Genomic DNA, 13,582 nt, shown 5'->3' on the forward strand with positions numbered 1-13,582 from the left:
CGGGGAAGTCTTGAAATTGTAAACTCTCGCCTGTGAAACCCATGCCGCGCATCTTCCGCTGTACCGCCTCGTCCGCCCCGCGCGCCCCGTGCGCCCTGACCATCGGCAATTTCGATGGCGTGCACCGCGGCCATCAGGCCATACTGGCCTGCGTGAGCCAGCAGGCCCAGGCCCGCGGCCTGGTGCCGGCGGTCATGACCTTCGAACCGCATCCGCGCGAGTATTTCGCCGCTATTTACCAACGTCCGGAGCTCGCTCCCACCCGCATCTCGGGCCTGCGCGACAAGCTCTCGGCCCTGTTCCAGGCCGGCAGCGAGGAAACCTTCCTGCAGCGCTTCGACGCGCGCCTGGCCGCCATGTCGGCCAACAGTTTCATTGAAGATCTGCTGGTGCGCGATCTGAACGTGCGCTGGTTGCTGGTCGGCGAGGACTTTCGCTTTGGCCACAAGCGCAGCGGCGACATTGAACTGCTGCGCGAGGCGGGCTTGGTTCACGGATTCGAGGTCCGCACCCTGGCCGACGTGGCAGACGCCCACGGCCACCGCATTTCCAGCTCCGAGGTCCGCACCGCGCTGGCCGTGGGTGACCTACCGCGAGCGCAGGACCTGCTGGGCCACCCTTATCGCCTGAGCGGCCACGTCGTCCATGGCCAGAAACTGGGCCGCACGCTGGGCTATCCCACCCTGAACCTGCGCGTAGCGCCGCGCTGCGCAGCGCGCTCAGGCATTTATGTGGTGCGCGTGCTGGGCCTGGATGGCAAGCCGCTGCCGGGGGTGGCCAGCCTGGGCGTGCGCCCGACCGTCGAGGACGGCGGCCGGGTCCTGCTCGAAGTGCATGTGCTCGATGGCAAGCCTGACGCATACGGTAAACTCGTGCAGATTGAATTCCTGCGCCATTTGCGGGACGAAGAAAAATTCCCTGATCTCCCTGCGCTGACCGCCGCCATTGCCGAAGATGCGCGCAATGCGCGTGCCTATTTTGCTGTCCATGTCTGACTACAAAACCACCCTCAATCTGCCCGATACCTCCTTCCCCATGCGCGGTGACCTCGCCAAGCGCGAGCCAGCCTGGGTGGCCGAATGGGAAGAAAAGCGCATTTACGCCGCCGTCCGCGCCGCCAGCGCCGGCCGCCCGCGCTTCGTGCTGCATGACGGTCCTCCCTATGCCAACGGCGACTTGCACCTGGGTCATGCGGTCAACAAGATCCTCAAAGACATCGTCGTCAAGACCCACAATATGGCTGGGTACGATGCGCACTACGTGCCCGGATGGGACTGCCACGGCATGCCCATCGAAATCCAGATCGAGAAAAAGTACGGCAAGAACCTGCCGACAGCCGAAATGCAGTCCAAAGCGCGCGCTTACGCCTACGAGCAGATCGAACGCCAGCGCAAGGACTTCAAGCGCCTGGGCGTGCTGGGCGATTGGGACCACCCCTATCTCACGATGAACTTCAGCAATGAAGCCAACGAGATCCGCGTGCTCGGCCGCATCATGGAAAAGGGCTACGTGTTTCGCGGCCTCAAGCCCGTGAACTGGTGCTTTGACTGTGGTTCGGCCCTGGCTGAAGCAGAGGTCGAATACGCCGACCGCGTCGATCCCACCGTCGACGTAGCCTTCCCCTTCGCGGACAAGAAAGCGCTGGCGTCCGCCTTCGGCCTGCCCTCCATCGAGGATGGCGCCGTCGTCATCTGGACCACCACGCCCTGGACCATCCCCGCCAACCAGGCGCTCAACCTGCATCCCGAATTCGACTACGCGCTGGTACGGGTCTCGCCCGCGCCGGCCCACGGCCCGCTGCTGCTCCTGGCCGCCGAGCGCGTACAAGCCTGCCTGCAGAACTGGAAGCTGCAGGGCGAGGTGATCGCCACAGCCAAGGGCGAAGCGCTGTCCGGCATCAAAATGCACCACCCGCTGGCCAAGGTGGACGCGGGCTACGACCGCCTCTCGCCGATCTATCTGGGCGACTATGTCACGCTCGACACCGGCACCGGCATCGTGCACTCGTCGCCCGCCTACGGCATCGAAGACTTCGTCTCGTGCAAGGCGCACGGCCTGAAGGACGACGACATCATCGGCCCCGTCATGGGCGATGGCCGCTACACCAGCGCCCTGCCGCTGTTCGGCGGGCTGACGATCTGGGAAGCCAATCCCAAAATCATTGAAATGCTGCGCGAAGCCGGCTCGCTGATGCACACCGCGCCGATCACGCACAGCTATATGCATTGCTGGCGCCACAAGACGCCTATCATCTACCGCGCCACCAGTCAGTGGTTCGCCGGCATGGACGTCGAACCCAAGGACGGCGGTCCCACGCTGCGCGAAAGCGCGCTCAGGGCCATAGATGAGACCGCCTTCTACCCCGGCTGGGGTCGCGCGCGCCTGCACAATATGATCGCCAATCGCCCCGACTGGACGCTGTCGCGCCAGCGTCAATGGGGCACGCCCATGGCCTTCTTCTTGCACAAGGAGACCGGCGAACTGCACCCGCGCACGCCGGAGCTGCTCGAGCAGGTTGCGCTGCGGGTCGAACAGCACGGCATCGAAGCCTGGCAGACGCTCGATCCGCGCGAACTACTGGGCGATGAGGCCGATCAGTACGAAAAGAACAAGGACACGCTGGACGTGTGGTTCGATTCCGGTTCGACCCATGCCACCGTGCTGGGCGGCAAGGACCACGATCTCAACGGCTCGCACGCCGAAGGCCTGGCCTGGCCCGCCGACATTTACCTGGAAGGATCGGACCAGCACCGCGGCTGGTTCCATTCGTCGCTGCTCACCGGCTGCATGCTATACGGCCGCGCGCCCTATAAAGCCCTGCTGACCCACGGCTTTACCGTCGACGGCCAAGGCCGCAAGATGAGCAAGTCGGTGGGCAACACCGTCGCACCGCAGAAAATCTCCGACACGCTGGGCGCCGAGATCCTGCGCCTGTGGGTGGCATCCACCGACTATTCGGGGGAGCTGGCCATCTCCGATGAGATCCTCAAGCGCGTGGTCGAGGCCTATCGCCGCATCCGCAACACGCTGCGATTCCTGCTGGCCAACCTGGCCGACTTCGATGCTGCCCAGGCCGTGCCGTACGAAGAGCTGTTCGAGATCGACCGCTACGCCCTGCACATGACCGCGCAGATGCAGACCGAGGTCACCAGGCACTACAAGACCTACGACTTCCACCCGGCCGTCTCGCGCCTGCAGACTTTCTGCTCGGAAGACCTAGGCGCCTTCTACCTGGACATCCTCAAAGACCGTCTCTACACCACAGCAGCCGCAAGCCACGCGCGCCGTTCGGCACAAACCGCGCTGCTCGCCGTCACGCAGACCCTACTCAAGGTAATGGCGCCCATCCTGTCGTTCACGGCCGAGGAAGCCTGGAAAATCCTGCTGGGTTCGGCGCTCAGGAACCAAGCCGACGACGCGGCGCGCACCACCATATTTACCCAGGTCTACCACACCTTGCCCGCCTACGACGACGCGCAAGCTCTTTCGGCCAAATGGTCGCGCCTACGCGCGATCCGCGGCGAAGTGCTACGCAAACTCGAGGAAGTTCGCACCGCCGGCAGCATCGGTTCGTCCCTACAGGCTGAAGTTGATATCAAGGCCAGCGCGCAAGACCGCGCCTGGCTCGCCAGCCTGGCCGGCGACCTGCGCTTCGTGCTCATCACCTCGCGCGCCACCGTGCACGAAAGCACGGGCGAACTCGATATCACGATCACGCCCACCACGCACGAGAAATGCGAGCGCTGCTGGCACTGGCGCGCCGACGTGGGCGCCGATGCCGCCCACCCCGATCTGTGCGGCCGCTGCCTGGCCAATCTGTTCGGCGCGGGCGAGCCGCGCGAATTCGCCTGAACCCGGGCGGCCCAAAATGAACACCGCGCCGACGGGCACGAACCGCTCAAGCTGGACGCGCTGGCTGGTGCTGGCAGCGCTGGTCATTGTCCTGGACCAGGCCAGCAAGCTGACCATGGACCACCTCTTGGCCTATGGCGAGCGTGTGAAGGTGTTGCCAGTGTTCGACCTGATCCTGGTCTACAACCACGGTGCGGCCTTCAGCTTCCTGGCTTCGGAAACGGGATGGCAACGCTGGCTGTTCACGCTGTTGGGCCTGGCCGCCGCGCTCCTGATCGTCTGGCTGCTGCGCCGGCAGGCCCGCCCTGCGGCGGCAGGCCGCACGCTATTGAGTTTTGCCTTGGCCTTGATCCTAGGCGGCGCGCTGGGCAATGTGATCGATCGCATTGCCTACGGCCACGTCATTGACTTCCTGCTTTTCCACTGGCGCGACTGGTACTATCCTGCCTTCAATCTGGCCGATACTGCCATCACCTGCGGCGCCGTGCTGCTGATCGTCGACGAGCTGCTCCGCGGCCGCGCCAAGCGCTAGTCTCTTGCTACGGGGTTGCCCGCAATGGATCTCATCAACAAGCGCATTGTCCTGGGCGTGACCGGCGGCATCGCCTGCTACAAGATCGCCGAACTCGTGCGCCGCCTGACCGAGCAAGGTGCCACGGTCGACGTGGTCATGACCGAGGCCGCCACCCACTTCATTACCCCGGTCACCATGCAGGCCCTGTCCGGCCGGCCGGTCTTTCTCGACGCCTGGGATCCCCGTGTGCCCAACAACATGGCGCACATCGACCTGACCCGCGGGGCCGACGTGGTGCTGATTGCCCCGGCCAGCGCCGATTTCATGGCCAAGCTGGCCCACGGCGAAGCGTCGGACCTGCTCTCCACCCTGTGCCTGGCGCGCGCCTGCCCGCTGCTGGCAGCCCCCGCCATGAACCGCGAGATGTGGGCCAATCCGGCTACGCAACGCAACGTGACGCAATTGCGCGCCGACGGCATTGCCCTACTCGGCCCGGACTCGGGTAGCCAGGCCTGCGGCGAAGTCGGCGATGGCCGCATGCTCGAAGCGCACCAGCTACTTTCAGAGGTCATCGCATTCTTCCAGCCCAAAGTACTGGCCGGCAAGCATGTGCTGATGACAGCCGGCCCCACGGCCGAGCCCATAGACCCGGTGCGGGTACTGAGCAACCGGTCTTCAGGCAAGACGGGCTACGCCCTGGCTCGCGCCGCGCAGGAGGCCGGCGCCCGTGTGACGCTGATAAGCGGCCCCACGGCCCTGCCGGCGCCTTACGGGGTCATGCGGGTATCGGTGACGACAGCGCGGCAGATGCACGCGGCCGTCATGGCCGAGGCCGCCAGCGCCGACATTTTTATCGCGGTGGCCGCCGTGGCAGACTGGTACGTGAAGAACGCCAGCACCCAGAAGATCAAGAAGACCAGGGGTGGCCCCCCTCAACTGGAGTTCGAAGCCAACCCCGACATCCTGGCCGATGTAGCTGGACTGGCGCGCGGACCTTGGTGTGTGGGCTTTGCCGCCGAAACCGAAAACCTCGCCGAGCACGCCGAGGACAAGCGCCGCCGCAAGAACCTACCATTACTGGTAGGTAATCTGGCACAGAACGTCATGGACGCCGACGCCACTGAATTGGCGTTATTCGACGACCGGGGCATGCATTCTCTGCCAGCAGCAACCAAGCTGGACGCGGCGCGCAGGCTCGTCGCCGAAATCGCAGCGCGTCTGCCCAAACCTTGAGCCGGCCCCGCTCGAGCCTCCCATGACCGACCCAGCGGTTCAGACCTCGACCTCGCCGGTTGCCAAGCGACGCTGGGCCGCGATTCTTTTCATCGGCGCCATCGCGGCTCTGGCTACCGCTTTCGTACAATTGCACGCCGCGCTCGTACAGGCAGTGCAAACGGCCGACGATTTCATCATGCCAGGCTTTCTGCTCATCGTCGGCCTGATGCTGCTGGCGGCCTCGCGCGCTGTCCGACGTCCTTCCACCGTCCTGACACTTCCCCCCGAAGGTCCTCCCACAGCCTGACCCATGAAATCCGTAGACGTCAAAATCCTTGATTCCCGCATGCGCGACGCCCTTCCCGGCTACGCCACGCCTGGTTCTGCCGGACTGGATCTGCGCGCGTGCCTGGACGAGCCCATCGAAATCGTCCCGGGGGCCACGATACTGGTGCCCACCGGCCTGGCCATCCACATCGCCGATCCGGGCTACGCGGCTTTGATCCTGCCGCGCTCGGGCCTGGGCCACAAGCACGGCATCGTGCTGGGCAATCTGGTCGGGCTGATCGACGCCGACTACCAAGGCCAGCTCCTGGTCTCGACCTGGAACCGCGGCAGCACATCCTTCACGCTCAACCCGATGGAGCGCCTGGCCCAGCTCGTGGTCGTGCCTATCGAGCAGGTGCGCTGGAACGTGGTCGAGGAATTCGGCGAATCCGAGCGCGGCGCGGGCGGCTTCGGTAGCACGGGCAGGGGCTGATGCCGCTCAGCGCTGGCCGAAGAACGCATTGCGGAACAGCGTCTTGAGCTCGCGCGGCTGGCTACGCCAATACTGGCGAGGCCCATCGACCGAACCTCCCAGCTTGGCGGCGGCATGCCAAGGCCAGCGCGGGTCGTAAAGCATGCCGCGCGCCAAGGCCACCATGTCGGCCTGGCCATTCTGCAGGATCTGCTCGGCATGTTCGGCCTCGGTGATGAGCCCCACGGCAATGGTGGGCATGCCCGCTTCGCGTTTGATAGTCTCGGCAAACGGCACCTGATATCCCGGCGACAGCGGAATTTTCTGCAGGGGCGAGACGCCGGCGGAGGAAACATGCACGAAGTCGCAGCTGCGTTCTTTCAAGGCTTGGGCAAACGCCACGACTTGGGGCACATCCAGACCGCCCTCGACCCAATCGGTGGCCGAAACGCGCATGCCGACCGCCACGTTCGCCGGCACCGCCTGGCGTACCGCCTCGAACACCTGCAGCGGAAAGCGCATGCGGTTCTCCAGGGAACCGCCATAGTCATCGCTTCTCTGGTTGGCCAACGGCGACAGGAATTGATGCAGCAGGTAGCCGTGCGCACTGTGCAGTTCGATCAAGTCAAAACCAAGCCGGACGGCACGCAGCGCCGTGTCGACGAAAGCCTGCCTGATGCGGATCAGCCCTGCCGCATCCAGGGCCAGGGGTTCCTCTTCGGTCGGCGCATGCGCTAATGCGGACGGCGCCACGCTGTGCCAGCCGCCCTGGGCAACAGGAATCTGCTGGCCGTCCTCCCAGGGCGCCTGGCTTGATGCCTTGCGCCCCGCATGCGCAATCTGCACGCCCAGCTTGATGGGCGAATACCGGCGGATGGCCTGAACCACCCTGCCCAAGGCGGCTTCGGCAGCATCGTCATACAAGCCCAGATCGTAAGGAGTGATGCGGCCGATGGCCTCGACGGCCGTGGCCTCGACGATCAAAAGGCTCGCGCCGGACAAGGCCAAGTGTCCCAGATGGATCATGTGCCAGTCGGTGGCGCAGCCTTGCTCGGCGGAGTATTCGCACATCGGCGCAACGACGATGCGGTTGTCCAGGGCAAGGGGACCCAGGGATATAGGGGAAAACAGCAGACTCATGGAAAAACTCCGGAAAAATCGCCATAAAAAACATCGCCTCCTCTCGCGATTCGGGCCGCATAGGGGCATCGTCGAATCGGCTTCCCGCAAGGCCTTTGCACACAAAGATAGCACTTCGATCTTCCCATCGGCTGTGTACACGGAACAATAGCGCTGCCGCCCGGTCCCGCGAGTCAATAGCGGAAAAGGCCTTGGGCGGTGCAAACCAAACCCAAGCACAGTTCTGCAAGGAAAATCATGCAATTGCAAAACCACCCGGCATGCCGCCCATTTCACGAGGCTGGAGATATGTCGCAACTGGCCGCATTCTACGAAAAGGAGCGCAATATCATGTGGATGATGCTCCGTTCCGAGCCCCGCCCCTGCTTCAACCAGCGGCTGCTTTCCGACATACTGCACCTGGCACGTGTCGCGCGGGAATCCAAACTACGATTCGATTTCTGGGTAACCGGCTCGCTGGTTCCCGAGCTCTTCAATGTCGGCGGCGACCTGAGCTTCTTTGTCGACGCAATACGTTCCGGACAACGCGACACCCTGATGGCATATGCACGGTCATGCATCGATTGCATCTGGGAAATGTATACAGGCTTCGGCACCGGCGCGATCTCGATCTCGATGGTCGAGGGAAGCGCGCTGGGCGGCGGGCTCGAGGCCGCCCTCGCCCATCACTACGTACTTGTACAAAAGGACGTCAAACTCGGCTTTCCGGAGGTCGCTTTCAACCTCTTCCCCGGCATGGGCGGCTATTCGCTCGTCGCGCGCAAGTCGGGAATGCGCCTGGCCGAGGAACTGATCAGCAGCGGGGAATCGCATACAGGCGAATGGTTCGCAGACCAGGGACTGGCCGACCAGACCTTCGAGCCTGGCGCGGCATTCCTCGCGACGCGCACGTTCATCGACGTGATACGCCCCAAGCTCAACAGCACCCGGGCACTTATACGCGCCCGACAGCGCGTGCAGCCCCTCTCACGATCGGAATTGATAGACATCACCGAAGACTGGGTCAATGCGACATTCGCGATAGAGACCAAGGATCTCGCTTACATGGAGCGGCTGGTGATGCTGCAGAACCGGCGGGTTTCCCGACTGCGGCCCGCCCCCTGATCGAAGGGTGTAAAGCGCTGTGGCGCGAGAGGGAAAAACTCAAGCGATGAGCCTGAGTTTTTTCCTCTTGAGCATCCAGGCCTCGAGATCGTGGGCGGGCATCGGCTTTGCATGAATGTAGCCCTGCGCGCACTCGATCCCGACCTGACGGATGAATGCGTCCTGGGATTTGGTCTCTACGCCTTCGGCCACCACCGAAAACCCCAAGGCCTTGGCAAGCGACGCCACCGAACGTACGAGTTCCTGCGCGCTTGCATCGCCATCAATGCCCGTCACGAAGCTGCGATCGAGCTTGATCACGTCCAGGGGTAACCGCGCGAGCTGGGCCAAGGAGGAATATCCCGTGCCGAAATCGTCGAGGTAAATTTTTGAACCCATTTCACGCAACTGCCGCATCAGCGTGAGCACGCGGTCCTGGTTCTCGATAAGGCAGCTCTCAGTCAGCTCAATGTCCAGCAAGCTGCCCTCGGGTCCGATGCAGCCGGGAACACCCCTGAAATGGGCCACGAAATTCACATCGGCCAACTGCAGCGCCGAGACATTGATCCCCACGCGCAAATTCAGGCCTTTCTCCTTCCAGATCATGGCCTGCTTCGCGGCCTCGGACATTACCCAGCGGCCTATGGGGCCGATAAGCCCGGACTCCTCGGCGTGGCGGATGAATTCACCCGGTCCGACTATCCCCCGATCAGGAGATTGCCAGCGTATCAGCGCCTCGACGCTGCGCACATCGCCCGTCGCGGCATCGACCAGCGGCTGGTAGTGCAGCACGAACTGCCCTTCTTCGAGCGCCTTGCGAAGATTGATGTCCAGCCACATCGCCCTCGCGACCTTCTGGTTCATCTCTTGCGTGAAAACCCGATAAGTATGTTTGCCCGCCTCTTTCGCGGCGTACATCGCCGTATCGGCATTTCTGATCAGTGTCTCCACGGTGTCGCCATGCTGCGGATACAGCGCGATCCCGACCGAGCAGCTCGTGTACAGCTCCACTAGCTCATCCAGGCGGACCGCCGCGGATAGCTGCTCGATGATGGTACGCGCGGTGGTTTCGAGCGATTCAAGGGTCACCCGCTCCGAGAGCACGACGAACTCGTCGCCGCCCAGGCGGGCAAGCGTCGCGCCTTGCCCCAGACAGCCGCTGACGATTGCCGCAACTTTGGTAAGCAAGCCGTCACCTGCGACGTGTCCGTAATGATCGTTCACGCGCTTGAAGTTGTCGAGGTCAAGAAACAGAACGCCGATCTGATGCGAGGCATCGTTCTTGCCCGTCGCCAGCGCGGCACGGATCAGCTCGGTGATCGCATGCCGGTTGGGCAGGCCTGTCAGCGTATCGGTGTTGGCCAATTCGGTCAGCCGCTGCTGCGCATTGCGCTCCTCTGTGATGTCCACGCCAGAACAAATGAGGAACCGCTGCTCGACTCCGCTGCCGCTTTGCACGAATTTATTGCGGAACTGATATAGGCGCGGGCCATTGACCGTATTGATGTAGCGCTCTACGTCGAACGGCTCGTCGTTCTCGAAGAAACCCGTGATGTTCTTGCTTGAATGCTCGGCCTGCTCCGGCGTCATGAACAATTCATAAGCGCTCCTGCCGATGACGTCTTCTTCGCGCTTGCCCAGGACCTCTTCACACAGGCGGTTGAAACGCTGGATGATCCCATTGGAATCGAGCACCACGACCAGCGAATTGACTTCGGAGACGACCAACTCGGCGAAAGCCAAACCATGCGTGAGATCGCGCGCGACGGCGCGGGTATCCGTATAGGCGGACGCAGTGCCGGCCCAATTGCGCGTGTCAAGCTTCCTGCCTACCAGGTGCAGCTTTAACGGCCGGCCAAACAGGGAAATGTCGAGCTCGATGGTGGAGGTGACGCCCGTAAATCTGCGGATTCCGGCAGCCTGGTCCGAATCGAGCGCCACGCCAGTATTCGCCAGGCCGCGGACCGCCGCCAGTTCCAGAGCATTGCTGTCGCTGTCCAGGCGCCAGCAAGGACTGCTTGTACCGACGTGCAGTTCCAGTACTTCACTGTCGCTCAGGTCATCCTCGTGCATGGCAAAACCTCGCCCATAAAGCGCGTATTCGAAGTTATTTCATGAATACAGCGTACTTATGGACTTTAACATTGAAAAGCTCGGCCGAATGCCAGCGTCGCCGATTGGTGTCTGGCGACAAAAAAGCGACCAAGCTCAAATACCTGGCCGCTCGGGGCGAAGAAAATGGTTTGCGCTCAGCGGCGCCTGTCGCGATACTCGTCGATGCGGATCGGAACGGGTCTCATGCGCCGCGAGGCTTTATGCGACATGCTCTGAACCAACATGCACGCTGCGATGTTCGCCATTTCCTCGATGTTTCGCCGATAGACGCGCAGCGTCTTTGGCAAGGCTTTCAAACGCTTGGCACAACTGGAGATGACGCTTCGCATGGTGTTCTCCTTATGAAACACTCCGCTTGATCTTAGTCCTATAGAATTCGCGCCGCAACAGAGCATGCCCGCAAGGTGGTCCAAATCTCAATAAAAAATTGGCCGGGCCAGTTCAGGCCTGCTCCAGCCTTGCCAAGTCCACCGGCAAGGCGCGGTTAAGTACATTGGCCACTTTCGCACGCAGCGCGTTGGAATGCGCCCGGCGCACTTCGCGTTTGACATCCAGCAACTGCTGCGAATGCATAGAGAACTCCGACAGGCCCAGGCCAAGCAGCAGGCGCGTGTAGCGCGGATCGCCCGCCATCTCGCCACACACCGCCACCGGCTTGCCGGCGCGCTCGCCGGCATTGATGGTATGGGCCAGAAGGCGCAGCACCGCCGGATGCAACGGATCGTACAGGCTGGCGACGTCATGATCGCCCCGATCAATGGCCAGCACGTACTGGATCAGGTCGTTGGTACCGATAGACAGAAAGTCCAGCACCTGCACGAAAGGCTCGATGGCAATAGCCATGGCCGGGATCTCGACCATGGCGCCCACGGGAATATGGAGCGCATATGCCTGCCCGCGCGCATCGAGTTCGCGCCGCGCCGACGCGACGGCAGCGAAGGTTGCCTCCACCTCGTGCATATGCGCGATCATGGGAATAAGCAGGCGCACCGGCCCGTGCGCGGAGGCACGCAGAATGGCGCGCAGCTGGGTGGCGAACATCTCGGGGCGGGCCAGGCAGTAGCGGATCGCGCGCTGACCCAGCGCCGGATTAGTGGCCACCGTGACTTCGTCGTCCAGCGTCTTGTCGGCGCCGATATCCAGGGTTCGGATCGTGACCGGCCTGCCGGCCATGACTCTCACCACCGACGCGTAGGCCTGATACTGTTCTTCCTCACCCGGAAGTTCGGCACGCCCCATGAAAAGAAACTCACTGCGGAACAGGCCGATGGCCTGCGCTCCCGCGGCCAGCGCAGCGGGAGCCTCTTCGGGCAGCTCGATATTGGCTTCCAGCTTCACGCTGATGCCGTCCAGCGTGATCGAAGGCTCGTCGCGCAGAAGCTCCAGTTCGGCGCGCTCGTCGGCGTAGACGCGCTGCAGCCCGCGGTATTGCGCCAGCATGGTTTCTGATGGGTTGATCAGCACGGTGCCCGAGGCACCGTCGACAATGATCATGTCGCCATCGCGCACGATGTCGCGCACGTTGCCCATGGCCACCACGGCCGGCACCCCCATGCTGCGCGCCACGATAGCCGTATGCGAGGTAGGCCCGCCCAGATCGGTGGCAAACGCCGAGAAGCGCGCACCGCGCAGGCGCAGCATGTCTGCCGGAGAAATATCGTGCGCGATCACCACCAGCGGCTCGCCGCCGCCACCGCTGCAGACCGTCTCTTCGGGCAGCAGCGCCGGAGTGCCCGACAGCACGTGCAGCGCCCGCTCGATCACCTGGCGCACATCGCCGCCGCGTTCGCGCAAGTACTCGTCTTCCATGGCGTCGAACTGCTCACCCAGCAACTGGCCCTGGGCCGTGAGCGCCCACTCGGCGTTGTAGTGACGGTCGCGGATCAGCGCCTGGGCCTCGTCAGCCAGGAGCGGATCGCCCAGGAGCAGGCGGTGAACGTTGAGCATGGCGCCCAGCTCGCGCGGGGCGTCCTCGGGCAGGTTGTTGGCCAGATGATGCAGGTCGGCCTGGGCACGCGTCAGCGCATCCCGCAGCCTGCGGCACTCGCTTTCGACGTCATCGGGCGCAATGCGGTAGTGGGCGACTTCGAGGGCGGCGGCGCCCATGACGACCGCACGGCCTATGGCATAGCCCCGTGCCACACCCTTGCCGCGCAAGGCCACCACCGCGCCGGGAGGATCGGCCAACACCGGACCGTCGAAGATTGCGTTACTCGTGCTCACCAAACTTTTCATCGAACAAAGTCTGAATATCCGACAAGGCCTGATCGGCATCGCCGCCCGTGGCTTCCAGCCGCACCGTGGTACCCAGGCCCGCGGCGAGCATCATCACGCCCATGATGCTTTTGGCATTGACGCGCTGCGCACCGCGCGAAATGAAGATTTCACTGCTGAATCGACTGGCTAGCTGGGTAAGTTTGGCCGCGGCCCGAGCATGCAGACCAAGCTTGTTGCTGATGACGATGTCTGAAGTAGCCATAAGAAGCCCATATCAATACGTTTTTTTGAATTGGCAACTAGTCTACCTGTAGACAGCCTTGTACGCCCCCTGCCAAGGCTTTTTCACGCGTTTCGGCTAGTGACAAACTGCGATAGGTCAATGCCCGAAGCAGCATGGGCGTGTTCAAGCCCGCCAGCAGGCAGCAAGTAAACCCCTCGGTTTGGGCCTGGACTATCGCGCGCTTGGCGATATTGGCCGGCGTGGCGCCCACCAGATCGGTCAACACCAGCGCGCCGTTCTCGCGCGCCAGGCGCCGGATATCAGCCAGGACCTGGGGCACCCGATCCTCGGGTTGATCGTCGGGCAGGATATCGTGCACGGCCAGCGAATCGGCAACGCTGTCGCCCAGGACATGGCGGGCCATTTCGGACATAGCCTCGCCCAACGGAGCGTGCACGACGATGACGATGCCCGTCATTTCAGC

Annotated in this window: 13 protein-coding genes; 7 read left to right on the forward strand and 6 right to left on the reverse strand. The window is 63.1% G+C overall.

Features of this window, described 5'->3' with window-relative positions; all coding sequences use genetic code 11:
- Nucleotides 1-32: 32 nt before the first annotated feature.
- From H143_RS0116260 to dut, 6 genes are read left to right on the forward strand one after another with little or no spacing between them, the layout of a single operon-like run.
- The gene (locus H143_RS0116260; protein ID WP_026350157.1) at nucleotides 33-995 is read left to right on the forward strand and encodes a bifunctional riboflavin kinase/FAD synthetase; all 963 of its coding nucleotides are present in this window, start codon (nucleotides 33-35) and stop codon (nucleotides 993-995) included.
- On the forward strand, nucleotides 988-3,852 hold the full coding sequence (gene ileS / locus H143_RS0116265; protein ID WP_033366786.1) for an isoleucine--tRNA ligase: 2,865 nt from the start codon (nucleotides 988-990) through the stop codon (nucleotides 3,850-3,852). The genes H143_RS0116260 and ileS overlap by 8 nt, the downstream gene beginning before the upstream one ends.
- A gap of 16 nt (nucleotides 3,853-3,868) precedes the next feature.
- A complete protein-coding gene (gene lspA, locus H143_RS0116270) occupies nucleotides 3,869-4,384 on the forward strand; it encodes a signal peptidase II (protein WP_019939327.1) in 516 nt (171 codons plus the stop codon).
- A gap of 24 nt (nucleotides 4,385-4,408) precedes the next feature.
- On the forward strand, nucleotides 4,409-5,599 hold the full coding sequence (gene coaBC / locus H143_RS0116275; protein WP_019939328.1) for a bifunctional phosphopantothenoylcysteine decarboxylase/phosphopantothenate--cysteine ligase CoaBC: 1,191 nt from the start codon (nucleotides 4,409-4,411) through the stop codon (nucleotides 5,597-5,599).
- Nucleotides 5,600-5,621: 22 nt separating this feature from the next.
- Nucleotides 5,622-5,888, forward strand: coding sequence for a hypothetical protein (locus H143_RS0116280; RefSeq protein WP_019939329.1), 267 nt, complete (start codon nucleotides 5,622-5,624; stop codon nucleotides 5,886-5,888).
- Between the two features lie 3 nt (nucleotides 5,889-5,891).
- Nucleotides 5,892-6,341 carry a dUTP diphosphatase gene (gene dut, locus H143_RS0116285; protein ID WP_019939330.1) on the forward strand — a complete coding sequence of 150 codons (450 nt, stop codon included), beginning with the start codon at nucleotides 5,892-5,894 and terminating at the stop codon, nucleotides 6,339-6,341.
- Between the two features lie 6 nt (nucleotides 6,342-6,347).
- On the opposite strand, the gene H143_RS0116290 is transcribed toward dut, so the two are convergent.
- Nucleotides 6,348-7,460: an NADH:flavin oxidoreductase/NADH oxidase gene (locus H143_RS0116290; RefSeq protein ID WP_019939331.1), complete on the reverse strand. Its 1,113-nt coding sequence runs from the start codon at nucleotides 7,458-7,460 to the stop codon at nucleotides 6,348-6,350.
- Between the two features lie 237 nt (nucleotides 7,461-7,697).
- Here H143_RS0116290 and H143_RS0116295 point away from each other — a divergent pair, with 237 nt between their 5' ends.
- Nucleotides 7,698-8,564 (forward strand): crotonase/enoyl-CoA hydratase family protein, encoded by an 867-nt coding sequence (locus H143_RS0116295; protein WP_026350158.1) that lies wholly within the window; start codon nucleotides 7,698-7,700, stop codon nucleotides 8,562-8,564.
- A gap of 39 nt (nucleotides 8,565-8,603) precedes the next feature.
- On the opposite strand, the gene pdeR is transcribed toward H143_RS0116295, so the two are convergent.
- The 5 genes from pdeR to H143_RS0116320 form a co-directional block, all read right to left on the reverse strand.
- Nucleotides 8,604-10,616 (reverse strand): cyclic di-GMP phosphodiesterase, encoded by a 2,013-nt coding sequence (gene pdeR, locus H143_RS0116300; protein ID WP_019939333.1) that lies wholly within the window; start codon nucleotides 10,614-10,616, stop codon nucleotides 8,604-8,606.
- Between the two features lie 176 nt (nucleotides 10,617-10,792).
- Nucleotides 10,793-10,987 (reverse strand): hypothetical protein, encoded by a 195-nt coding sequence (locus H143_RS0116305; protein WP_019939334.1) that lies wholly within the window; start codon nucleotides 10,985-10,987, stop codon nucleotides 10,793-10,795.
- A gap of 112 nt (nucleotides 10,988-11,099) precedes the next feature.
- Nucleotides 11,100-12,815 carry a phosphoenolpyruvate--protein phosphotransferase gene (gene ptsP, locus H143_RS0116310; protein WP_033366789.1) on the reverse strand — a complete coding sequence of 572 codons (1,716 nt, stop codon included), beginning with the start codon at nucleotides 12,813-12,815 and terminating at the stop codon, nucleotides 11,100-11,102.
- 52 nt (nucleotides 12,816-12,867) lie between these two features.
- Nucleotides 12,868-13,137, reverse strand: a complete 270-nt coding sequence (locus H143_RS0116315; RefSeq protein ID WP_019939336.1) for an HPr family phosphocarrier protein — start codon at nucleotides 13,135-13,137, stop codon at nucleotides 12,868-12,870.
- A 37-nt stretch (nucleotides 13,138-13,174) separates the two neighbouring features.
- Nucleotides 13,175-13,576, reverse strand: coding sequence for a PTS sugar transporter subunit IIA (locus H143_RS0116320; protein ID WP_019939337.1), 402 nt, complete (start codon nucleotides 13,574-13,576; stop codon nucleotides 13,175-13,177).
- Nucleotides 13,577-13,582: the final 6 nt, after the last annotated feature.

Origin of the sequence: Bordetella sp. FB-8, assembly GCF_000382185.1 — a bacterium.
In the GTDB taxonomy this organism is placed as follows: Bacteria; Pseudomonadota; Gammaproteobacteria; order Burkholderiales; family Burkholderiaceae_B; genus Bordetella.